At 48.1% G+C, this 23,520-nt stretch carries 23 protein-coding genes; 14 read left to right on the plus strand and 9 right to left on the minus strand.

Going from position 1 to position 23,520, the window contains the following annotated elements; genetic code table 11:
- The 10 genes from QU605_RS14765 to QU605_RS14805 form a co-directional block, all read left to right on the plus strand.
- Positions 1-897 (plus strand): hypothetical protein (locus QU605_RS14765; RefSeq protein WP_289726100.1); only part of this gene is annotated, 897 nt, incomplete at its 5' end.
- 2 nt (positions 898-899) lie between these two features.
- Entirely contained in the window at positions 900-2,042 is a 1,143-nt protein-coding gene (locus tag QU605_RS14770) for a T9SS type B sorting domain-containing protein (protein WP_289726102.1), read from the plus strand.
- A gap of 155 nt (positions 2,043-2,197) precedes the next feature.
- Positions 2,198-3,823, plus strand: coding sequence for a phage tail-like protein (locus QU605_RS14775; RefSeq protein WP_289726103.1), 1,626 nt, complete (start codon positions 2,198-2,200; stop codon positions 3,821-3,823).
- A gap of 5 nt (positions 3,824-3,828) precedes the next feature.
- A complete protein-coding gene (locus QU605_RS14780) occupies positions 3,829-5,004 on the plus strand; it encodes a T9SS type B sorting domain-containing protein (RefSeq protein WP_289726104.1) in 1,176 nt (391 codons plus the stop codon).
- 126 nt (positions 5,005-5,130) lie between these two features.
- On the plus strand, positions 5,131-5,865 hold the full coding sequence (locus QU605_RS14785; RefSeq protein WP_289726105.1) for a M15 family metallopeptidase: 735 nt from the start codon (positions 5,131-5,133) through the stop codon (positions 5,863-5,865).
- Positions 5,866-6,140: 275 nt separating this feature from the next.
- Positions 6,141-6,308: a DUF6747 family protein gene (locus tag QU605_RS15455; protein WP_353655897.1), complete on the plus strand. Its 168-nt coding sequence runs from the start codon at positions 6,141-6,143 to the stop codon at positions 6,306-6,308.
- 386 nt (positions 6,309-6,694) lie between these two features.
- On the plus strand, positions 6,695-8,212 hold the full coding sequence (gpmI, locus tag QU605_RS14790; RefSeq protein WP_289726106.1) for a 2,3-bisphosphoglycerate-independent phosphoglycerate mutase: 1,518 nt from the start codon (positions 6,695-6,697) through the stop codon (positions 8,210-8,212).
- A gap of 4 nt (positions 8,213-8,216) precedes the next feature.
- Positions 8,217-8,762, plus strand: coding sequence for a TlpA family protein disulfide reductase (locus QU605_RS14795; protein ID WP_289726107.1), 546 nt, complete (start codon positions 8,217-8,219; stop codon positions 8,760-8,762).
- A gap of 60 nt (positions 8,763-8,822) precedes the next feature.
- On the plus strand, positions 8,823-9,641 hold the full coding sequence (map, locus tag QU605_RS14800; protein WP_289726108.1) for a type I methionyl aminopeptidase: 819 nt from the start codon (positions 8,823-8,825) through the stop codon (positions 9,639-9,641).
- 16 nt (positions 9,642-9,657) lie between these two features.
- Positions 9,658-10,434, plus strand: coding sequence for a class I SAM-dependent methyltransferase (locus QU605_RS14805; RefSeq protein WP_289726109.1), 777 nt, complete (start codon positions 9,658-9,660; stop codon positions 10,432-10,434).
- Here QU605_RS14805 and QU605_RS14810 read toward each other — a convergent pair.
- The 8 genes from QU605_RS14810 to QU605_RS14845 all read right to left on the minus strand — a co-directional run bounded on the left by QU605_RS14810 (position 10,429) and on the right by QU605_RS14845 (position 17,992).
- Complete coding sequence (locus QU605_RS14810) at positions 10,429-11,457, minus strand: FAD:protein FMN transferase (RefSeq protein ID WP_289726110.1); 1,029 nt, start codon at positions 11,455-11,457, stop codon at positions 10,429-10,431. The genes QU605_RS14805 and QU605_RS14810 overlap by 6 nt on opposite strands.
- Positions 11,435-11,791, minus strand: coding sequence for a DUF8840 domain-containing protein (locus tag QU605_RS14815; protein ID WP_289726111.1), 357 nt, complete (start codon positions 11,789-11,791; stop codon positions 11,435-11,437). The genes QU605_RS14810 and QU605_RS14815 overlap by 23 nt, the downstream gene beginning before the upstream one ends.
- Positions 11,792-11,854: 63 nt before the next feature.
- Positions 11,855-13,162, minus strand: a complete 1,308-nt coding sequence (gene nqrF, locus QU605_RS14820; protein WP_289726112.1) for an NADH:ubiquinone reductase (Na(+)-transporting) subunit F — start codon at positions 13,160-13,162, stop codon at positions 11,855-11,857.
- 2 nt (positions 13,163-13,164) lie between these two features.
- Positions 13,165-13,929, minus strand: a complete 765-nt coding sequence (nqrE, locus tag QU605_RS14825) for an NADH:ubiquinone reductase (Na(+)-transporting) subunit E (protein ID WP_289726113.1) — start codon at positions 13,927-13,929, stop codon at positions 13,165-13,167.
- Between the two features lie 27 nt (positions 13,930-13,956).
- On the minus strand, positions 13,957-14,604 hold the full coding sequence (locus QU605_RS14830) for an NADH:ubiquinone reductase (Na(+)-transporting) subunit D (protein WP_289726114.1): 648 nt from the start codon (positions 14,602-14,604) through the stop codon (positions 13,957-13,959).
- A gap of 1 nt (position 14,605) precedes the next feature.
- The gene (locus tag QU605_RS14835; RefSeq protein ID WP_289726115.1) at positions 14,606-15,355 is read right to left on the minus strand and encodes a Na(+)-translocating NADH-quinone reductase subunit C; all 750 of its coding nucleotides are present in this window, start codon (positions 15,353-15,355) and stop codon (positions 14,606-14,608) included.
- Between the two features lie 2 nt (positions 15,356-15,357).
- Positions 15,358-16,635 carry an NADH:ubiquinone reductase (Na(+)-transporting) subunit B gene (locus QU605_RS14840; protein ID WP_289726116.1) on the minus strand — a complete coding sequence of 426 codons (1,278 nt, stop codon included), beginning with the start codon at positions 16,633-16,635 and terminating at the stop codon, positions 15,358-15,360.
- A gap of 4 nt (positions 16,636-16,639) precedes the next feature.
- A complete protein-coding gene (locus tag QU605_RS14845) occupies positions 16,640-17,992 on the minus strand; it encodes a Na(+)-translocating NADH-quinone reductase subunit A (protein WP_289726117.1) in 1,353 nt (450 codons plus the stop codon).
- A gap of 149 nt (positions 17,993-18,141) precedes the next feature.
- On the opposite strand from QU605_RS14845, the gene QU605_RS14850 reads away from it, so the two are divergent.
- The 4 genes from QU605_RS14850 (at position 18,142) to pruA (ending at position 22,742) form a co-directional block, all read left to right on the plus strand.
- Positions 18,142-19,386, plus strand: coding sequence for a type IX secretion system plug protein (locus QU605_RS14850; protein WP_289726118.1), 1,245 nt, complete (start codon positions 18,142-18,144; stop codon positions 19,384-19,386).
- A gap of 14 nt (positions 19,387-19,400) precedes the next feature.
- Entirely contained in the window at positions 19,401-20,633 is a 1,233-nt protein-coding gene (locus tag QU605_RS14855; protein WP_289726119.1) for a DUF3667 domain-containing protein, read from the plus strand.
- A gap of 9 nt (positions 20,634-20,642) precedes the next feature.
- Positions 20,643-21,029, plus strand: a complete 387-nt coding sequence (apaG, locus tag QU605_RS14860) for a Co2+/Mg2+ efflux protein ApaG (RefSeq protein ID WP_289726120.1) — start codon at positions 20,643-20,645, stop codon at positions 21,027-21,029.
- A gap of 84 nt (positions 21,030-21,113) precedes the next feature.
- Positions 21,114-22,742 (plus strand): L-glutamate gamma-semialdehyde dehydrogenase, encoded by a 1,629-nt coding sequence (gene pruA, locus QU605_RS14865; RefSeq protein WP_289726121.1) that lies wholly within the window; start codon positions 21,114-21,116, stop codon positions 22,740-22,742.
- 45 nt (positions 22,743-22,787) lie between these two features.
- Here pruA and rsmG read toward each other — a convergent pair whose 3' ends face one another.
- Entirely contained in the window at positions 22,788-23,429 is a 642-nt protein-coding gene (gene rsmG, locus QU605_RS14870) for a 16S rRNA (guanine(527)-N(7))-methyltransferase RsmG (RefSeq protein ID WP_289726122.1), read from the minus strand.
- Positions 23,430-23,520 lie beyond the last annotated feature (91 nt).

Raw genomic sequence — 23,520 nt, forward strand, 5'->3', positions numbered from 1 at the left:
ATCTCAGTGGCAGATAACGACAATGATTCCTCAAACGAGATCCAGGATCTGGGCAGTGTACTTACAGAAGGCAACGATGCCGGAGGCGCGGCTATTGCCAACCTTGCAGATCCGACGGCAGCCCAGGATGCAGCTACCAAAGCGTATGTAGATGCAGTAGCCGTACCGGCCCCATCATTAGCGACAGGAAATCTCATTCAAACAGAAAACCGCGTGTATGACTTAAATGGATTTGACCTCGGTTTTGACGGTTCAGGTTCCATTGGGATAGGCAGAGCAAATCCTCAAAGCAAATTGGATGTTGAAGGACAGATACAGGCCAGAAGTGGATTTGCCTCTACAGAAGGAAGTGTGGGGAATCCGGGTTACGGGTTTTACACCAATGGTGACACCGATACCGGCATGTTTCGAGCAGCAGAAAATCAGCTGGCCTTTTCAACAGATGGTACGGAGGCGTTTAGGATAAATGCCAGTCAGAATATAGGCATAGGCATCGCTACACCTACCGAACGCCTTCACGTTAACGGCAATATTCTGGCAAGCGGATCGATTACCCCTGATTATGTTTTTGAAAAATATTTTGACGGAAAGTCGGGACGTAATCCCGAATACAAGCTCTATAAACTTGAGGAAATCGAATCTTTTATCCGCAAAAACCACCACCTTCCCGGGGTACCTTCTGCGAAAGAAGTTTCCGAAAAAGGAGGGATCGTACTAAACCGCGCTACGGAAATCAACTTAGAGAAAATTGAGGAGTTGTTTTTGCATACGATCGAACAAAAACGCCGAATCGATATCCTGGAAACCGACAAGAAAACGCTGGAAAAAGAAGTTTCATTATTGAAAACCCGGTTGGAACGTATTGAAAGACTGTTGATTGAAAAATCTGAAAACTAGGTATGCGGATTCTCCTCCTAATATTTACATTCAGCATTGGAGTTTCGGGATTCTCACAACCCACACTCCAGCACTACGGTGGTATGCAATTCCACGAAGGGGCGCAAGTAGGCCTTTACGGTTCATTTGTAAACCAGGCTCCCTTTGAGCAGGACGCGGGTTTGCTGGGTTTTTACGGGTTTGGTGAGCTAAGGATCTCAGGAGATTTTGCCCCCCTGCTCTATGATACAGAAATTTTCCGGGGTCCCTCCGTTATACTGGACCAATCCATGTCGGTTGCCAACAACCTCAACTTTATACAGGGAGATCTCGAAACAGACAAAGCCCTCCCGGAGCTATCGGTCACCCTGCTCCAAGACGCCTTTACGGTGGGCGAGGCCAACAGATCTAAAGTTAACGGATATGTTACGGTGATCAATCAATCGAGTATGGTGTTCCCCGTTGGGGATGCTGCGGAATACCGCCCACTTACCCTTGAGGGGGCCGTTTTCCCAATTGCCAAATGTGCCTATTTCCGGGAAAATCCCAATGCCCCCAGCGCGTTCCCCCCTTTTCGGACCGATCTGAAACCGCTTTCCATCGCAGCCATTTCCACAACGGAATTCTGGCGCCTTGAGGGAAGCAGCACCGGCCAAGTCACTTTGAGCTGGAACCCAAACAGCAATCTGGGGAATATTGCCACGTCGGTTGGGGAGGTCACACTTATGGGCTGGAGAAAAGCTACCCAGCGATGGGAATCCCTGGGAACCCAATCCGTTGTCGGTGACCTGCTGAGCGGTTTTGCGATTTCAGAACCCCTCACCCCCGATGCCTATGAAATCCTGACTTTTGGCTCTCTGGCCCAACCAGTGGAAATACCGACCCTGGATAACTACTTTATGAGTCCGAATGGGGATGGCATCAACGATGTTCTAATTATCGAAGAACTCGTGGATTCCCGAAATAACAAATTGCAAATTTTTGACCGCAACGGCCTCAAGGTTTTTGAACTGAATAATTACCAGGATGAGTTCGACGGTACTGCCAATGTAAACAGCCTGATCATAAACCAAAATGCCGGGCTTTCCGAAGGCGTTTACTTCTTTCTGGCTACCCTTTTTGACCTGGGCCTTGAATTTCAGGGCTTTCTTTACCTGGACCGTTAAGCCTAATTCCCGTCTCAAACCTTCAATTTCTGCTGCGAATAGCCTGCATTTTAGTGTTTTGATAACACCGAATGCGCATTTCTCAACATATTGCTTGTTCTGCACAATTCACTTTTCTATCTTCGAGGGAATAATAACATAGGTTCCAACAGATTATGAAGACAAAATTACTTTTCACAATGCTATTGCTGGGCTCATTGGCTGGCGCCTCAGCCCAGGGGCTAAAGCTGGGTGACAACCCGGGCACTATAGACCCCGCATCCCTCCTTGAAATGGAAAGCCGCAATCAGGTCTTTGTCCCCCCACGGGTCACTACGGGTCAAATGAATGCGATCACCCCGTTAGAAGGAGGTATTGTCTACAACACGGATGAAGAAAGTTTGTTTTATTACGAAAATGGGATCTGGAATCCTGTGGGTGGGGTAAAGAATTCAGGTGAGAATTTATTTGCCGGCTCAGAAGCCGGAGATAGCAATACATCCGGAATCCGTAATGTAGCTTTGGGTTTCAGCTCCTTCCGCTCAAATTCTACTGGGAACTACAATACAGCGACGGGAAGTTTTTCATTGGACTCTAATGTGGGTTCCAGCAATAACAGTGCTTTTGGGTACAACGCCCTCAGGGAATCACGTGCCAATAATAATAGTGCCTTTGGTTTCAACTCCCTTAGGCGCAACGTGAGCGGGGTGAACAATAGTGCTTTTGGGGTCAACGCCCTCAGGGACCTTGTGAATGGGGATAATAATAGTGCCGTCGGAATGAATGCCTTAAGATCAACCGATGGTTTCCGTAACACTGCGGTCGGGGAGCAAGCCCTGCAGTGGCAGACAACAGGAGATAACAACGTCGCCATAGGTTTCAGGGCCGGGAGGCTTCAGGCAAATGGCAGCAATCTAACGGAGGTCTCCAATTCCATTTTTATCGGAGAATCCACGAGCTCTTCAGCCAATGGACAGAGCAACGAAATTGTTATTGGCCATAATGCCATCGGAAATGGCACGAATACGGTCACGATCGGGGCAGACAATATTGAAGAAACGTACCTGCACGGAACCGTATTTGTAGATGGAGAACCTATTTCAGGCGGTGGAGGAAGCGATCCGAATGTAGGAACGAATAACGTATTTGTAGGGAATGGTGCCGGGGAAAATACGGCCCTTGATCCTTCAGGACGCGAGAATGTTGCCGTGGGTGTTTCAGCCCTGGGCTCGAATGTGACTGGGATTCGAAATACCGCTATTGGGACCGAGGCTTTGTTTTCTAATGTTAGCGGTGTTAACAATACTGCAATGGGTAATTCTGCCTTGATTAATAACATAGGAAATGGCAATAGTGGATTTGGATTTGGAGCCTTAGCGTCAAATACTGATGGTGCAAGTAATTCTGCTTTGGGTACAAGTGCATTGACCTCATTGAACACCGGTTCGGATAATATCGCTTTCGGAAGAACAGCTGGAAATCTAATTGCTAATGGGTCCCAAAATACAAATTCAGATCGTTCGGTTTTCCTTGGTTCAAATACGCGAGCAAATGCTAATGGCGAGAATAATCAGATAGTTATTGGCCATGGTGCCGTTGGCAATGGGTCATTAACAGTAACGATTGGTAATGATGCTATCACCGACGTCTACTTTGGCAACGGATATATCTTCTCAGGGGATGCGGCACCCGCCTCCTCCTCGGCCCCAGGGGAAACTGGGGAAATCCGGATCGATGCGAATTTCATCTATGTATGCGTAGCTCCTAACTCCTGGGTTCGGGCTGCCCTCTCTAGCTGGTAGAAAAAATGAAAGTATATACCTATTTAGCGGCCTTTGCGATAGCCGGACTCTCAATTTCTGAGGGGGCCGCTCAGAGTGCGATCGTGAATCACGGGGCAGAAATGAGACTGCACAAGGATGGGCAGATGGGCTTTCACGCCGATTTTCGAAATGACGGGGAGTTTTCTGAAAACCAGGGGCTTGTGGGCTTCTATTCGGACGATACCCCACTGAGGATTACCGGTTCCTCCGGAATAGAACTTTTTGATGCCGAGTTTGCTGCACCCCTAGGAGTTATCCTGGAAAACGATCTGGTGATCAATAACAATGGAAACCTTATTGAAGGGGATGTCCAAACCGCCCGGAACACAGAGGCACCCTATACTTTAAAATTCCAGTACGACACCTTTTACACAGGGGAAAGTGACGTCTCTAAGGTAGACGGCTTTGTATCCTTTCAAAACAAGCAGGATTTTACCTTCCCGGTGGGAGATCCCAATCGGCTTCGGCCCCTGACCATAAATGCTTCGGCCGTTAACCCTTCAGGGGTTTGTGCCTATTTTCCGGAGGATCCGAATGCGCCCGTAAGCCTGGCAAAGGCATATAATACAAGTAGCCAGGCGGAATTTGGCCTACAGGTTAGCAAGAGGGAATTCTGGTACCTGCAGGCAGATCTTCCCTCACAGGTAACCCTAAGCTGGGATTCCAGAAGTGAGGTCCGCAACCTCTCAACCGATACGGAGAACCTCCGGGTGGTTGGATGGAACAAGGCCACCAGACATTGGGAGGATCTAGGAAATACCAGAACGGAAGGAAATCTCGCCAGTGGTACGGTGCGTTCTGATGTCTTTAACCCGGGTGAATATGAAATTCTCACCTTAGGCGGTATGTCCGACGCAACCGGTTCCCTGAGCGTGCTGGAACTTGATAATTATTTCCTCTCACCCAACGGGGACGGGAGAAATGAACGCCTGATCATCGACGCCGTTTCAGAAGCCCCGAATAATACACTGCAGATTTTCACCCAAAGCGGAGCCCTGGTATATACGAAGGAGAATTATCAAAATGAATTCGACGGGAATTCCAATACCCGGGGTTCGTTTGAACGGGGGAAAGGCTTACCTGAAGGGGTGTATTTTTACATGATCACCTTCCCGGAACTGCGTCAGAAACATCAGGGATATTTCTATCTGAGCAGATAAGCACCTATCCGGTATTTTTCTATTGAATTTTATACCTTCGGACCAGACCTGCAGGGAAACAGGTTGAGAAAATGCCGGTGCACTCTGGTTTTCGCGCCCGCTCAATAAGGATGTAATTCACAAATAATGAACCGAAGAAATTTTCTGATTCGTGGGAGTCTTGGCAGCCTTGCCTTTACCCTTCCCCTGAATCATCTCTTTGCACAGGAACAAATCTACAGCGTTGAAGAATTAACCGGGAAAGCCGACATCGAACTCTTCGGCGAGGGCATCAACCTGAGAAAGGAAGCCCACGATGCCTTCATCAGAATGAAGAAAGCGGCCTACCAGGACGGGATAGACATCAAAGTAGTCAGTAGTTTCAGGGATTATGAGCGGCAACGCGGGATTTTCGAGCGCAAGTATATCAACTATACCGAAGAAGATGGGATGGAGCCCCTGGAGGCTGTAGATGAAATTGTCAAATACTCCACGATTCCAGGGACGAGCCGTCACCACTGGGGAACCGATGCAGACCTGGTGGATGGCTCAAAACGGTCGGAAGGGGATCTGCTGGTACCCGATAAATTCGAAGCCGGAGGTCCTTTTGAAGACTTTAAAGTCTGGATGGATGACCACTCCGAGGAGTATGGATTCTATCTGGTCTACACAGACAACCCAAAACGACGCGGCTTTAAATATGAGCCCTGGCATTACAGCTACGCCCCACTTTCCATACCCATGCTTTCGGCCTTCCGGAAGATGAACATTATGAAAATCCTCGAAAAAGATGATTTTCTGGGGAGTGAACACCTGACGACAGGGTTTATCCGGAACTACATCACCGGGAATATCCTCGATATCAACCCGGATTTGTTATAGGCTTTTTCCGGGTTCCCGAGGGATCCCTTTAATCCAGATGTCGGCACGACGAGAACCAAAGCTCAAGGGTAGCTTTCCACTCATAGTAATACCCCCATACCGTAAAGTGCATTCCCCTTATAGGTGCAGGCATCGGGAAATATTCCACTTAGATCGAATGAAAAGGGGTAGCCGGGCCCTCCTATTTCATTTTTTGTATATTGGGGTCCCTCAAAATCTTACCGCTTACATAGTTTAACCCTTATAGCTTGGATTTAATCCATTAAAGACACTATATGGGAACACTAACACATTTTAAGAATCTGTACGTTCACGCGTTTGACAACTGTAAACCGGTTTTCGTCGTGTACTTGCTCAAAGGGTATTCGCTATTTTGCGCAATGATGCTGTCTATGGCTTTGTATGCTTTTTTTTACCGGATGTTTACCGGGTTTGATTTCTAACTCGAGGACTTTCTTCTGCAGGGACTGCCATTTTGGTCACCTGTGATGGAAATAAAAATCCCGGACATCCAGTCCGGGATTTTTATTTTGGTATGGTTCTCCCCAGCTTAGCACATCGCTTTTTCATTAAGAATAGGATACAATAGGACCCATTCACTGGGCCGACCTATAGCAAAAGGGGGCAGCAGGCTTCCCGGCCATGATTTTCTCCCCCGACAACCACCTGTTCGCAAGACCTATGATTTGGGGTAATTTTAAAATATTGCCAGGCGGTGTACTTCCACAGAAATCAGCCCAGATCGTTTTTCGTCCAGTCATAAAGTATCTAAATTAATAGCAAAGCTGCCCATTTCCTGTTATTTTTGATCTTGAAAATTCTGAAACGGATGAATAAAAAGGTTATCCTGATGATCCTCGACGGATGGGGTATTTCCCCGGATCCCAAAGTTTCAGCTATTGAACAGGCGGAAACTCCTTTTGTCGATTCCCTGTACAAGAAGTATCCCCACGCCACCCTGCTCACCGATGGAATGCATGTAGGTCTTCCGGAAGGGCAAATGGGAAACTCTGAAGTCGGGCATATGAATCTGGGGGCTGGTCGGATCGTTTACCAGGACCTGGCTAAAATTAACCTTGCCGTTAAGGAGGATAAACTAAGGGAAGATCCGGTATTGCAAAAGGCTTTTGCCTATGCGAAAGAACAGCATAAACCCGTACATTTTCTCGGACTTCTGAGTGATGGCGGGGTCCACAGTCATATTGCGCATCTCAAGGGCTTAATAAGCGCTGCCGGGGACAATGGAGTGGCCCAATCCTTTGTACACGCATTCACGGACGGCCGTGATGTAGATCCGCGAAGCGGGGCCGGATTCCTGAAAGACCTCGATGGATTTTGTTCTGATAAACCCTGTCAGATCGCCTCGGTGATCGGCCGGTATTATGCCATGGATCGCGATAAACGCTGGGAACGGGTTAAGCTCGCTTACGATCTTCTCGTCCGGGGTGAAGGGCAAGCCGCTGAGAATGCAGCAACAGCAGTTGAAGAAAGTTATGCAGAGGGCGTTACCGATGAATTTATCAAACCCATTGCAATCACGGACCAAAATGGACATGCGCTTGGCCGAATTCAGGAAGGGGATGTTGTTATCTTTTTCAACTTCCGTACAGATCGCGGGCGTGAACTCACACAGGTACTCAGTCAGCAGGCGATGCACGAGTACAATATGTATCCGCTGAAGCTTTATTTTGTAACCCTGACCAATTACGACGATACGTTTGAGAATATCCATGTGGTCTACGATAAGGAAAACATCAAGGACACCCTGGGCGAGGTGCTTTCCGCGGCTGGTAAACGACAAATACGGATTGCGGAAACTGAAAAATATCCTCATGTAACCTTCTTCTTCAACGGGGGACGGGAAGCTCCCTATACCGGAGAATCCAGGATTCTTTGCCCCTCACCGAAAGTGGCCACATATGACCTTAAACCGGAAATGAGTGCCTATGAAATCCGCGATGCGATTATTCCTGAACTCGAAAAGGAGGAGGCGGACTTTGTCTGTCTTAATTTTGCAAATCCCGATATGGTAGGGCATACCGGAAGTATGCCGGCGGCAATTAAGGCTTGTGAAACAGTAGACATTTGTGCCAAAGCCGTAATAGAAGCCGGCCTGGCGCACGGATATACCACTCTGGTGATTGCCGATCATGGAAATTGCGATACGATGATCAATCCGGATGGCAGTGCCAACACAGCCCATACGACCAATCCGGTGCCCCTTATAATGGTGGATCCGGACCGAAAGCACATTGGGGATGGTGTGCTGGGTGATATCGCGCCAACCATTCTGGAAATACTTGAAATCCCATCTCCTGAATTAATGACCCAATCCTCTCTGTTGTAGTTTTATGAAAAACATTCTGAACTTTATTGTCCTTGCATTTCTGCTTTGTTTAAGTTCCTGTGCTATAGGCCCGGGCCACAATGCGGTTAAGGTACCTGATGGCGATTCGGTTATCCTGGTGGGTACCACAGGTTTTGAGGCACTGGAAGAAGCGCCATTTTCGGACTGGTATACTTCCGGATATGGTACGTTCACCGCCGATTCTTCACAAACAGAAGTCCTTACACCCTTACTCGAGGAAGTGGACATTGTCGTTTTTATGGGGACCTGGTGTGAGGACAGCCATCGGGAGATCCCCAAATTCGTCAGGATTCTGGAAGCCACCGGCTATCCGATCGAAGCCATTGAAGTGATCGCAATGACCCGGGATAAAACAACACCCCAGGAGTATGAGGCAGGACAAAACATTACAAATATCCCAACCTTCATCTTTTCCAAAGACGGAGAAGAACTGGGGCGAATAGTGGAATTTCCTGTGGAGAACCTGGAAAGCGATATGCTGAAAATCCTCAGCGGCCAACCTTATAAACACGCCTACGACTGGGATTGAGTCAGTTCCCGGGGGGTGCGCTTTTTATAAAAAACAGCACACTGTATTATCTTTGCCTTTATGATTCAAGCAAAAACAGCTGAAGAAATTGAATTAATGCGGGAAAGTTCCCTTGTGGTCTCCAGGACTCTAGGGATGCTTGCAGGTGAATTAAAACCAGGGGTTACCGGCCTGTATCTGGACCGACTGGCTGAGGAGTTCATACGTGAACAAGGTGCTGAACCCGGATTTTTGGGAATGTACGACTTCCCGAATACGCTCAATATCAGTCCGGATGCCCAGGTAGTTCATGGAATTCCAACAGATGAACCCTTTCAGGAGGGCTCAATTGTATCCGTGGACTGTGGCAGTTTCAAAAACGGGTATTACGGCGATCATGCCTATACCTTTGCCATAGGAGAAATCGATCCGGAAAAGAAGAAATTACTTGAGGTAACCAAAGATTCCCTCTATGTTGGAATTCGGGAATTCACATTGGGCAACCGGGTAGGCGATGTCGGTTATGCCATACAGCAGTATTGCGAAGGTCACGGTTATGGCGTTGTCCGGGAATTGGTTGGCCACGGGATTGGAAAAAAATTGCATGAAGCCCCGGAAATGCCCAATTACGGAAAACGCGGAAGGGGTAAAAAGTTTATAGAAGGAATGGTCGTTGCCATTGAACCCATGATCAATATGGGCACACGCCGCATCAAGCAGTTGCGCGATGGGTGGACGATTCTTACCGCTGACGGCAAGCCCAGCGCACATTTTGAACACAATGTTGCCCTTATCGATGGAAAGCCCGAATTGCTCTCCACTTTTGCCTATATCTATGAGGCATTGGGAATTCAAAGTGAGGAAGAAGCCGAATTCCGGAAAAAACCCATTGCCCTCTGACATTGAGCAAAATCCCATGAAACATTTATTCAAATGGGTGCTAAAACAGGTGCCACGACCCCTGCTTATCCGGTTGAGTTATTGGGTGCGCCCCCTTCTCGCCCTAAGCCTGAAAGGAGACCGCTACACCGACCCGATAGACGGGAAGTCCTTTCGCTCCTTTTTACCCTACGGCTATGAAAAACCAAGGGAAAATGTACTGTCTCCCTCCACGCTCTCGCTAGAGCGCCACCGATTGCTCTGGCTTTATCTAAAAGGGGAAACAGACTTTTTTACAAGCCCCTACTCCGTCCTTCATTTTGCCCCGGAACAGGCATTTTACAAACGGTTTCGAAATGCAAGTAACCTTCAGTACACCACAACCGATTTAAATTCCCCCCTGGCAGATGTTAAGGCTGATATTTGCAACCTCCCTTTTGAATCTGATTCCTTTGATGTAATCCTGTGCAATCATGTCCTCGAGCACATTCCCGAGGACCGTAAAGCCCTGAAAGAACTCTTCCGCGTCATGAAACCCGGGGGGTGGGGTATTTTCCAGGTACCCCAGGACCTGGGTCGGGAGCGTACCTTCGAAGACCCCAGTATCACAGATAAAGAAGAGCGGCGTAAAATTTTCGGCCAATACGATCACGTACGGGTCTATGGACGGGATTATTTCGATATTCTCCGGGGGTCGGGGTTCTGGGTGCGACCTGTAGATTACACGAAGAACATGGAGGCGGAAGAAGTTGACCGGTATCGCCTGGCTCCCGGGGAGATTATCCCTGTGGTCGAAAAACCCGCAGGGTCATAAATCCTGCTGAAGCAGGGATTCAAAACCCGGGGTCATGTATTCCTCAGCAGTTCCCTCGTCATTCAAATAGACGATATACCCCTCAAGATTCGGATTCGCCTCGAAAATGTCCATGGAACGTTCCAAATCCATTGCCATAAATGCTGTTGCGTACCCATCGGCTACCATGCATGTTTGAGCCAGGACGGAAACGGCCAGGATCCGGGAGTCTCTTGTAAACCCGGTGCGTGGATCGATGGTGTGCACAAACTTTTTGCCTGTAGTGGAATCGACACGAAACTTCCGATAGTTCCCGGAAGAAGCCATCGCCCGATCACTAAGGGTGATGATCTGTTTGATTCTGCGCCCATCCAGTACCTGAGGATCGTCAATACCCACAACCCATGGTTGTTTCTTTAGCTGGTTCATTCCCAGGGTCCGAAGTTCTCCTCCCACCTCCACCAGGTAGTCCGAAACCCCTCTGCCTTCCAACATCAGCCCGAGGCGGTCTACGGCATAGCCCTTGGCGATGGCGTTAAAATCCAGGCGGATCCCCGGGGTTTCCATAACGATACGTGAATCCGGGGTTAGCTGAACCTTTTTTAACCCGACATAGTGGAGCAAACTGTCTACCCGGGTACTGTCCATTTCCTGTGCGGCTCCCGGACCAAAACCCCAGGCATCTACAAGGACACCCACCGTAGGGTCAAAGTAGCCATCCGTCTGACGGTGTATTTCTAAAGAGGCCTTGAAAACTTCTGCGAACATGGCATCAACGACAACAGATGTATCTCCGTCATTGATCCGGCTGATATCAGAACCCGGAAGATAGGTAGACAAAGACTGGTTGACCACCTTAAACACCGAATCGATTTGCGGTTGCAGGTCCGTAGTATCCGCAGTGAAGACTTTTATGGCATATGAGGTTCCAAGGGCCCCACCCTGGTATACCTGTTCGCGCAGCGGGCCCTTATCCGCGCATCCCACAGCTACCAACGCCCATAAAAGGAATATCCATCCCCTAGATTTCAATAAGGCCTTCATACTGGACGATGTATTTTTCATTTAGGTAAACCGGTAAATTCTGATCCATTGCATTGGATAAGCCCACCCCGGCATAATAGGTACGGGCTTCAAATTTCGAAGCGTGATCCCTGACCTTCTTCATCAGCTCCGTATCGTATACAGAGGGGTTTTGAGGGTAAGCCACCGGGCGCACCACAATAAAATGCAGTATTTTTTCCTTTAAACAAACAAATTGGGGATTCTTCCCCTTCTTGCTATTAACCCCCATGAACTCATAGCCGGACTCCTCCAGTTCGCGTCCCACGATATTCATCGCAAGGTTGTGCAGTTCCTGTTCTGTAAGTGCTTTCATTGGCGTTCACAGATAAAAAAACCGATATGAATCATATCGGTTTTAAATTATTTCAAGAAGGGATTATCCTCCAAAGTCATCAAAGCGAATGTTTTCATCGGGAATCCCAAAATCTTCGCCCATTTTCTGAACCGCCTTATTCATTAGGGGCGGACCGCAAAAATAAAGTTCGATATCTTCCGGAGATTCGTGGTGATCGAGGTAATTATCAATGACGCAGTTGTGAATAAACCCTACAAATCCATCGCCGGGTGCATCGATATCCTCTTTTACTTTCCAGTTGTCTTCCTCCAGGGGTTCTGAGAGAGCCATATAAAATTTAAAATTCGGGAAGTCCTTCTCCAACTGTTTGAAGTGATCGATATAGAAAAGTTCCCTTTTGGAACGCCCTCCATACCAGAAGGTCACTTTCCGCTTGGTTTTCAGGGTTCTGAAAAGGTGATACAAATGGGATCGCATGGGCGCCATTCCCGCACCTCCTCCGACATAGAGCATTTCCGCCTCGGACTCATTGATAAAGAATTCCCCGTAAGGACCAGAAATGGTAACCTTATCACCTGGTTTGCAGCCGAAAATATACGAGGAAGCAATTCCGGGATTTACATCCATCCACCCATTCTTGCTCCTGTCCCATGGTGGGGTGGCAATACGCACGTTCAGCATGACCTCACGGCCTTCAGCCGGATAGGAGGCCATGGAATAGGCCCGCTCTACCGTTTCGGTGTTTTTCATCACAAGGGGCCAAAGATTGAACTTATCCCATTCCGTACGGAACTTTTCAGGATCGTCGTGCTCTTTTGGGTGGGCCGTGATATCAAAATCTTTGTAAGGAACCTCACATGGAGGAATTTCAATCTGTATATACCCTCCGGCCTTATAGTTCATGTCCTCGGGTATTTCCACAACGAATTCCTTGATAAAGGAGGCCACATTAAAATTCCGCACCACCGTAGCTTCCCACTTCTTGATTCCGAAAACCTCCTCAGGAATCGTGATGTTCATGTCCTGTTTTACCTTCACCTGACAGGCCAGACGCGCGCCCTCATTCAATTCCCGTTTTGAGAAGTGCGGTGTTTCGGTGGGCAATGCTTCTCCGCCCCCTTCGAGAACGTGGCATTCACACTGAATACAGGTTCCTCCTCCCCCGCAGGCGGAAGGCAGGAATATCTTCTGATTCCCGAGGGTAGAAAGCAGCGAGCTCCCTGAAGGCACCTCGATCTCTTTTTCTCCGTTGATCGTAATGGTAACCGGTCCGGACGGGGCTAATTTTTCCTTAGTAAACAGCAAAAGAGCCACCAGCGCCATGACCAGAATCAAAAACGCGACTATCGTTATCAGAATCGTACCAACTGTTGTTGTAGCTGCTATCATTACTACTTATTTAAAGCATCGTTATAGGAAATAACCACTTCCTCCTTTTTCTTTTCTGTTTCCACCTCCACGGCCTCACCTTCAGCCTCGGGGAGCACTGCTTCCCGAACGACAGTTTCCGGCACAGGGCTGTCCGCTCCTTCATCTCCTCCTGTGAGCATCCCTCCGAAACTTTGGAAGCCGATACCCATAAGACCTGTTATGATAAATGTTATGCCCAGACCTCTCAGGGGTGGCGGGACATTGGAATACCGGATTTTCTCCCGGATAGCCGCAATGGCCAGGATAGCCAGAAACCATCCGATACCCGAACTGATGCCGTAGTTAAATGCCAGGGCAAGCGATGGGATTTCCCGGGCTTGCATAAACAGGGATCCTCCTAAAATCGCACAGTTCACAGCGATAAGTGGGAGGAAGATTCCCAGGGAATTATAGAGTGCCGGAGAAAATTTTTCCACCACAATTTCCACGAGCTGTACCATGGTTGCGATGGTCGCGATAAACATAATAAAGGAAAGGAAGCTGAGGTCGTAATCGGCGTACTCTGCGCCAAGCCAGGACAGGGCTCCTTCCTGCAGGATGTACTGATCGAGCAGCCAGTTCAGCGGGACGGTTACACCGAGTACAAATATGACAGCCGCTCCCAGTCCTACTGCGGTAGCTACCTTCTTAGAAACAGCCAGGTATGAGCACATTCCAAGGAATACAGCAAATACCATGTTATCTATAAAGATGGACTTAAAAAACAATTCAAGATGTTCCAGCATAACGTAAAGCTTCAGTTCTATCTGCGATTAGTTCTCTTCGATCAGGGCCGTATTACGGGACCGTTGTACCCAGATAATGATCCCCACCACAATTAGGGCTGCAGGGGGCAAAATCATAAATCCGTTATTCTCATATCCGATGGAATACAGGCCGGTCTTGCCGATAGGATCTCCCAGCACCGGGTATCCGAAAAGGGTTCCCGAACCCAGTAATTCCCGAAAAAAGCCGACGATAATCAAAATGACTCCGTATCCAAGGGCATTACCAATCCCATCCAGGAAAGACCTCCAGGGCCCATTACCCAGTGCAAAGGCTTCAAAACGTCCCATAATAATACAGTTTGTAATGATCAGGCCGACAAATACCGCAAGGGTTTTGCTCAGCTCGTAGGCAAATGCCTTGAGCACCTGATCCACGACGATTACCAGGGCTGCGATTACAACCAGCTGCACGATGATCCGAATCTTTGAAGGGATAATATTCCGCATCAGGGAAATCACTACGTTCCCCACACCCATCACAAAAATTACCGACAGGGCCATCACCACGGATGCCTTTAATTCGGCCGTAATCGCCAGGGCCGAACAAATACCGAGTACCTGAATGGTAATCGGGTTGTTGTCCGCCAGGGGATCAATTATAAGGTTTGCATCTTTTTTGGTCAGCAGTGCCATATCAATTGGATCTTACAGATTCTAAATAGTCTTTATACAGGTTCAGGCTTTCCGAAATCATCGAAGTAACCCCATTTCCGGTAATGGTAGCGCCCGCAAGGGCATCCACGGCATTATCCTGTTTGTCCGTATTCGCAGGGTCGTTATTCCCCTTGATCACTTTGATGCCCACAAGACGACCATCCTCCATGATGGATTCCCCTTGAAAATCATCCATAAAGAAACGCTCCTTGATGTTGGCTCCAAGGCCCGGGGTTTCCGCTTTATGATCAAAATACACCCCCTGAACTATCATGTCTTCATCCAGGGCTATAAATCCCCAGATCGCATCCCACAAACCTTTTCCGTACATGGGCAGGATATAAAATTTCTTCCCATCCTTCTCCCCGATGTACACCGGTAATTTATAAGGCTGTCCTTTCTTCCGGGCCGCCAGTTGCTTTTTCATATCGATCAGGTAGGCCTGATCGTCCTGGGTTATCTGATCTCCGCTGATTACCAGTTGTTCTGTTATATAGGATGTGAAGACCTCCTCTACCTTGTCCGTTGGGATAAAGCTAACTGAACTAGTGCCCTCATTGTCATTTACACCCATAGCGTAAAGGATATTCTGTTGCTTTTCAAAGCGCTCGTTCTCCTTTATCAAGGGTTTGAGCCCTGAAGCCAGATAGGCCAGTATTGCCCCCACCACGACCACCATAAGGGCGGCAAACAAAACCGTATAGAGGTTTTTTTCCGTATTAAATGCCATAGTTAAACGGTTTCTGCTTTAAGTTCTTCGGATTTCCCATCCGTGATTTTTGGATAGATTGTAGCCGCTTTCATTCGCTTGAGTCTTCGGTTGACATTCCCCCGAACCACATAATGGTCAATAGTCGGGGCAAATACATTCATCAGCAATATGGCAAGGAAAACGCCTTCGGGATAGGCCGGGTTGAAAACGCGTATCATTACAGAGAGGAATCCGATCAAAAATCCGTAGAACCATTTCCCCCTATTGGTCTGAGATCCCGTAACGGGGTCAGTAGCCATGTATACAATTCCAAAAGCAAGCCCACCGACAATGAGGTGCTTCCAAAATTCGAAATTCATCAGGCTGTAGAACGAACTGCCTTCGCCAATCCATCCCATATCGACCACCCCGTTAAAAATCAAGCCCATTGCCAGGGCCCCAAGGACCGCACTGACCATGATTCGCCAACTCGCAATCTTGCTAAAAATAAGGAAGAGGCCTCCCAATAAAATAAGGAATGCCGAGGTTTCCCCTACAGAGCCAGGGATAAAACCGAAGAACATATCGGCAGTACTATAGTCATAGGCATTGTTCTGGGCGAGGGATCCTAAAATGGTTTCTCCTGAAATAGCATCCGGTGTTCCCGTTCGGGCTACGGCCCCGTGTACCCAAACCTTATCCCCACTCATCCAGGTCGGGTAGGCAAAGAAAAGGAATGCCCGGATGGTCAAAGCCGGATTCAGGATATTCATCCCGGTTCCTCCAAAGACTTCTTTTCCAATGACGACTCCAAAAACCACCGCGACCGCCAGCATCCAAAGCGGCGTATCGATTGGCACGATCAGGGGTACGAGCATCCCGGTCACCAGGTACCCTTCTTCCACTTCGTGGCCTTTGATCACGGCAAAGATAAACTCTACCAACAGCCCAACCCCATATGAAATAATGACCAGGGGCATTACGAGTTTAAAACCAAGCCAGAAGTTCTCCCAGGTCAGGAAATTTTCCCAAAGCGAGACAACGCGAGGCGTACCGCTGGCTGCATCAATCGCGGCAAAATGCTGGTATCCGGTGTTGAAGAAAGAAAACAGCAATACGGGGATCAATGCCATGATCACCATATTCATCGTTCGCTTCAAATCATCTGCAGACCGGATGTGACTCCCGCTATGCGTGGTTTCATCTGGCGTAAAGAGGAAGGTATGGAAGGCACTGAATGCAGGCGCCATCTTATTCCCCCTCAATCGGTGCTTTATGATGTGTAAACGCTTTTTAATGGTCAGTCTTTTCTCGCTCATAGTCTTATCCTATTTCTTTTTGAAGATAATCCAGGCCCTCCCGGATAATATCCTGGTGCGGTTGTTTAGAGATGCAAACAAATTCGGTTAGGGAAAAATCCTCAGGTATAACCTCGTACAATCCGAGCTGTTCCATTTCATCGAGATCCTTGTACATGCAGGCTTTAAGCAATTGCAGCGGATAGATATCCAATGGAAAAACCTCCTCGTAAAGCCCTGTGACTACAAAAGCCCGGTGCTCTCCGTTTGTATTGGTGTCGAGGTCGTATTTCTTATTTGGTTGTAACCAGGAAAAGGTAAGGGACCTGGTTGGAGAGATCTTATCGAAAACCGGCTTATTCCAGCCAAAGAATTCATAATCGTCCCCCTCGGGAATGACGGAAACGGTATTGTTATAGAATCCAAGGGAGCCGTCAGGCCGCGATCGGGATCCTGTCAGCACGTTCCCGTTAATCACCCTGAAATCCTTTAGGTTTACACCACTGGAATACAGAAATGTGGAAATTTCAGCACCGATTTTGACGCTGTAATATCTTGGTTTTTTAACACAGGATCCCACAAGGGCAACCAGGCGTTCCGGATTGAACTTTCCGGTGAGAAAGGCTTCTCCAATAATGACCAGGTCCTGGGGCGAAAGGGTCCATACGCGTTCCCCCTTATTGATGGGGTCGATTTTATTGATCAGGGTCCCTACAAGCCCGGCCGGATGCGGCCCGCTCACGCGGTGAGACTCAAACCCGCTCAGGCTGGAAAAAGGGGAATCCTGCCCCTGCCCGATTCCGATGTGCACTTTTCCCGGGGTGAGTTTGGCAAGACCACTGATGGCGGCCTGGAGCTCTTTTTCTTTTCCTTTCAGGGTATAATTGATATCTGCAGCCAGGGGTGCGGTAATATAAGCTGAAATGAAAATAGCCTTAGGCACATCCTCAGGGTGGGCAATGACATCATAAGGCCGTTGCATGATAAAAGGCCAGCACCCGGATTCGAGTAAAAAGGCCCGAATTTCATCATCCGTAGCTTTGGAGACGTCAACCGGGGTATGTTCCAGAGTGGTTTGCTCCTTGTCGGCGAGGATCTTTAGCGTGAGGATTCTTCTGCGGGCACCTCTTTCAATTTCGACGAGTTCTCCACTTACCGGAGAAACGAATTTCATGGCCGGATAGGCCTTGTTGAAAAAAATAGGTTCCCCTGCCTTAACCTCGGCTCCTTCTTTGAGAAGCATTTTTGGGGTCACCCCGTGAAAATCACTGAGGTTGATGGTGTATACGTTGCTCGCTACTGCTTTGGAAGTTATGGCTTCAGCGACTCCTACAAGGTTGATATTCAATCCTTTTTTAATCCGGACATCCGTGGGCATAAGCTTTGAAACCTTTGGTTAAAATTAGGCACAAAAATAGCACTTAAAAGAAAGTTTTCATAATTATTACCCCATTTTTTGGGCGGTACATCGAAGTGAATTCTGAGGGGGTACAATTTGTTTACCTTTGATGAAAAATATCGCGATAAATGCAGGTAAAGCTTAAACATCTACCCTTCTTTTTCTGGAGTTTGACTGCATTCTCTCAGGCCCAACTGGAGGTTCCTGAACCGGAACACATCAAAACGATCACCTTTAAGGGACCCACAGATGACCAGTTTCCGATCATACAACTGGGCGACAGGATCCAACTTGAATTCGACGACCTTACCGCCAGCGAACAGGATTACTACTATCGCATCGTCCACTGCGATTATAACTGGGAGCGCTCCCAACTGTTAAAATCACAGTATTTAAAGGGGGTCGACAACCAGCGTATCATTAATTACGAAAACAGCTATACCACGCTGCAGCCCTATTCCAACTACCGTTTGACCCTGCCCAATGGCCAGGTCGGTTTTAAAGTCAGCGGAAATTATATGCTCGAGATCTACAACTCAAATGATGAATTGCAGTTTTCCAGGCGGTTTATCATTTACAAGGACCTCGTGCAGGTTGCGGCAACCGTAAAACGTTCACGGGATTTTGAATTTATCGGGAAAAAGCAATCGGTGCAATTCAGCATACGCCCCTCAGGTATAAATCTGATCAACCCCAAGAAAGAGGTGAAGGTTATTTTATTGCAAAACTACCACTGGCCCACGGCGCGATACAATCTCCCGCCCCAGTATACCATAGGCAATGAACTCATCTACCGCTACGATCAGCAAACGGCATTTTACGGGGGTAACGAATTCCTGAATTTCGACTCCAGTGACCTCAGGGCCCCTACATCTATGATTTCTACCATTGAAATGAAGGAGTTGTATCACCATTACCTTTTTACAAACCGCTACAGGGCCGATGACAAATACACCTATTTCCCGGACATCAACGGGGACTTTTTAGTCCGCACCCTCCAGGGGGTCGACTCCTCAAGGGAAGCCGAGTATACCTGGGTTCATTTCAGCCTGCCTTACACCGATTTGATCGGTCTGGACAACGTCTATGTTTTTGGAAAATTCAACAACTATGCCCTTCAGGATCTCAACCGAATGGAATTTGACGAGGCAAGTGGGAAAATGAAAACAAAACTCCTTTTAAAGCAGGGATTCTACAACTTTAAATACGTCATCCAAAGGGCTGATGGCATGGTTGAATTAAATTCCGTTTCCGGAACGTTTGACTACACTGAAAATATCTATACCATTCTGGTTTACTACAGGGATTTTGGCGATATTTACGACAGCATCATTGGAATAGGAACCGCAAATTCCAGTACGATAAGTAATTAAGGAACCCTGAAACTATGGAGTCCAAACCGGTAAAACAAGGCGGCAGATACCCTCTGAAATACCGGGGTACAGAATGTCTCAATTGCGGACAACCCCTGGATCTTTCTGACAGGTATTGCCCCTACTGCTCCCAGGCAAATACGACCAAACACCTCAGCGTCAAGGATTTTTTTGAAGAATTCCTTGCCGAGATCGTCAATCTGGACACCCGACTTTTTCGCACCCTCTATACCATGGTATGGCGTCCTGGAAAAATTAGCCTCGATTTTATCAGCGGCAAGCGCAAATCCTATGCCAATCCGTTTCGGCTGCTGCTCAGTGTTGCGATCATCTACTTTCTGATGCTCACCTTTAGTGCGGATTTTGACCGCTTTGACCGGCAGGGCAGAAGCGCTTCCGATAACGTGGATCAGGTCCTTAACTGGGACCTGAATTTTGACACGGACGATCCGGATCAGCAAAGTGCCATTGCAGCGCTGGACACCCTTGACTTAAAAGGCCTGAAAAACCTGAAGAACCTGGACAGCCCTGGCATTAAGGGGTTGGACAGCCTGGACTTAAAGGAGCTGGATAGTATGGGGCTGACCGGAATAGACAGCCTGGGGCTGACGGGATCGCTGAAGGCAAAAAAGCGAAACCGGGACTCCCTTATCCTCGCCGATCCCCGGGGATATCTGGAAAAAATAGATGAAAAAAGCTGGTTATCCGGCACCCTGAAACGCGCTGCCTTTTTCGTAACACTGATTAACCAGGACAGTGTTTACACCTTTGAGGAGGCCGCGGAAAAATATAAGCTGGAAAACAGCTCAGAGAACCAGCTCGCCTTCGGGATTGCGGACAGCTACGACCATCTGAACAGACAGCCGGGGACCTTTCTGAAAGAATTTATTTCGACCGTGCCCTTTGCCATATTTTTCTTCCTGCCCCTTTTTACCATTTTCCTTTGGCTCTTTTACATCAGGAAAAAATACACCTACACCGATAATTTGGTCTTTTCCTTTCACAGTCAGGCCTTCTTTTTTATCTTGCTCATTGTAAGTTTTCTGATCGACTGGGCCTTTGGCGTCACGAGCATCTGGGTGGCGTTACTGATTTTTCCGGTATACCTCTTCCTCTCCATGCGAAGGTTTTACGGACAGGGGTGGTTTAAAACGACAATTAAATTTTTATTTCTGAACAATCTTTTTTTTATATTGGCAAGTATTGCAGCTATCGTATTTTTGATTGGAAGTGCACTTACTTTTTAGACTATGAAAATGAACACTAAAGTAACCCGAGGTATTCGAGTATCCGTCAAGACGAGTTTTGAGGGAACTTTTTTCAAGAATTACAAGATGCATTTTGCCTTTGGGTATACGATCACCATTGAAAACCAAAGTACAAACCCCGTACAACTCACCTCCAGACACTGGGATATTTACGATGCCCTGAACGAAATGGAGGTTCTCGACGGGGAAGGGGTTATCGGCAAGAAACCCGTAATACGTCCGGGAGAATCGCACACTTACAGCTCCGGATGCCTGCTGGCCTCTCCTATCGGGGCTATGAAAGGTTTTTACAATATGGTACACCTTTCCAGTTCCGAAAAATTCCGGGTTTATGTTCCCACATTCCGGCTCAATGCTCCCTTTGCCCTGAACTAAAGTTCCCGCGCCTTAAATTCGCTTTTAAAAGGTCTCTGCGTTTCGTACCTTTGACGGGATTTTATAACCCCTTAAAATTTTGTCATGGGTAACGGATACTTTCAAGTCCCCCCGGCTGTAAATGAGCCGGTCAAAAGCTACGCCCCCGGTTCAGATGAACGCGAGGCAGTTCTTAAACAATACAAAGCATACTTCGCCGGTTCAGAGGACATCCCAATGTGGATCAACGGCAAGGATGTCCGTACAGGCAATACCCGTCGGATTGCTCCTCCCCACGACCATAAACACGAGGTAGGCCAATACCATCTGGCCTCAAAAAAAGAGGTTGATCTCGCTGTGGAAACAGCGCTTGAAGCACGGACGCGATGGGCGGCGATGCCCTGGGAGCAGCGGGCGGCCATTTTCCTCAAAGCAGCTGACCTGATTGCAGGACCCTACCGGGCCAAGATTAATGCAGCCACGATGATCGCCCAGTCGAAAACCATACATCAGGCGGAAATTGACGCCGCCTGCGAACTCATCGACTTCCTGCGGTTCAACGTCACCTTTATGACGGACATCTACCACGAACAGCCAGATTCCGACGACGGGATCTGGAACCGCGTAGAGTATCGACCCCTCGAAGGTTTTGTCTATGCCATCACCCCTTTTAATTTTACGGCCATTGCCGGAAATCTGCCAGCCAGCGCCGCCCTCATGGGCAATGTAGTGGTTTGGAAGCCCAGTGATCACCAGATCTTTTCCGCCAAAGTCATCATCGATGTCTTCCGTGAAGCAGGCCTCCCAGATGGGGTAATCAATGCGATATACGGAGACCCGGTTATGATAACCGACACCCTGCTGGCCCATGCTGACTTTGCGGGACTGCACTTTACGGGTTCCACAACGGTCTTCAAAAATTTATGGAAACAAATCGGGGAAAACATCCACCGGTACAAGACCTACCCCAGAATCGTAGGGGAGACCGGCGGAAAAGACTTTATCATCGCACACCCCACAGCTCCCACGAAACAGGTGGCAACAGCAATTACACGTGGCGCCTTTGAACTGCAGGGTCAGAAATGCAGTGCAGCCTCCAGGGTTTACCTTCCCAAATCCACAGCGGATGGCATTCTGGAACAGGTCAGAGAGGATATAGCCTCTTTTAACAAACCCGGTTCTCCGGAGGACATGAGCAATTTTGTAACGGCAGTTATCCACGAAGGATCTTTCGATAAACTCGCTTCTTATATAGACCGTGCAAAGGAAGACTCAGATGCCGAAATCATCGCTGGTGGCGGATACGACAAGTCTAAGGGGTATTTTATTGAGCCAACGGTTATCCTGACTACAGACCCGCACTACGTTACCATGGAGGAAGAGCTTTTCGGTCCCGTGGTCACCGTATATGTTTATGAGGATGCCCAATGGGCCGAAACCCTCAAGCTTGTAGACCAAACGTCTGTATACGCCCTTACAGGGGCTGTACTCTCTCAAGACCGGTATGCAATAACTGAGGCTACCCGGGCCCTTGAGAATTCCGCAGGGAATTTCTACATCAACGACAAGCCTACCGGAGCGGTAGTGGGACAGCAACCCTTTGGTGGCGCACGCGCTTCCGGAACCAATGATAAGGCGGGGTCTGCACAGAACCTGATGCGCTGGGTCTCACCAAGGCTTATCAAAGAAACCTTTGTGACGCCGGAAGATTACCGGTACCCGTTTCTTGGATAGGATGCCATGACAATTGCAAAAAGCCCCGTATCGACGGGGCTTTTTTTATGGTTTGCCTATATCAGCTCGCGAGAGGTATACGACCTTTTTTGTTTCAAAGAAAGGCTCCTTAAAATACTCAGACAAAGCGTAAATGCGCGCCCCGGGATAGGGCTTGAGTTCATCGGTAAGATCCCCGCCTTTGAGATATAAAATACCGGGTGGCGTATCCCCAACGGTGGTTTTTTTCAGCTTGCCCCGGGTCCAGTGTACAAACGTTGGCATGGCAGCTACGGCCCTGCTGACAATAAAATCAAAGGATCCCTTTACGTCTTCCACACGGGTTTGGACGGCCGAAACATTAGAAAGGCCGAGTCCGGAAACCACCTCCTCCACGACGCGGATTTTCTTCCCTATGGCATCTACCAGAGTAAACTGGGTATCGGGAAACAGGATGGCCAGCGGAATACCCGGGAACCCGCCTCCGGTACCAACATCGAGTACTTTCTGATCCGGTTGAAAGGTATAAACCTTAGCTATTCCCAATGAATGCAAGACATGACGGAGGTACAATTCATCGATATCCTTTCGGGAAACCACGTTGATTTTTGTATTCCAGTCCTGATAGAGGGATTCCAGAGTTTTGAACTGCTCCTTTTGGGTCCCGGATAAATTGGGAAAATATTGGAAAAGGGTTTCGGGTATCATACGTATCTTTGTACAAAGCTTTCAAAAATACTACATTCGTTAGCAGTAATAAAAGGCGCATCCGCTGCGTTCTTTTTTTAATTAAAGTTTA

It is taken from the genome of Robiginitalea aurantiaca (assembly GCF_030380815.1).
GTDB lineage: Bacteria > Bacteroidota > Bacteroidia > Flavobacteriales > Flavobacteriaceae > Robiginitalea > Robiginitalea aurantiaca.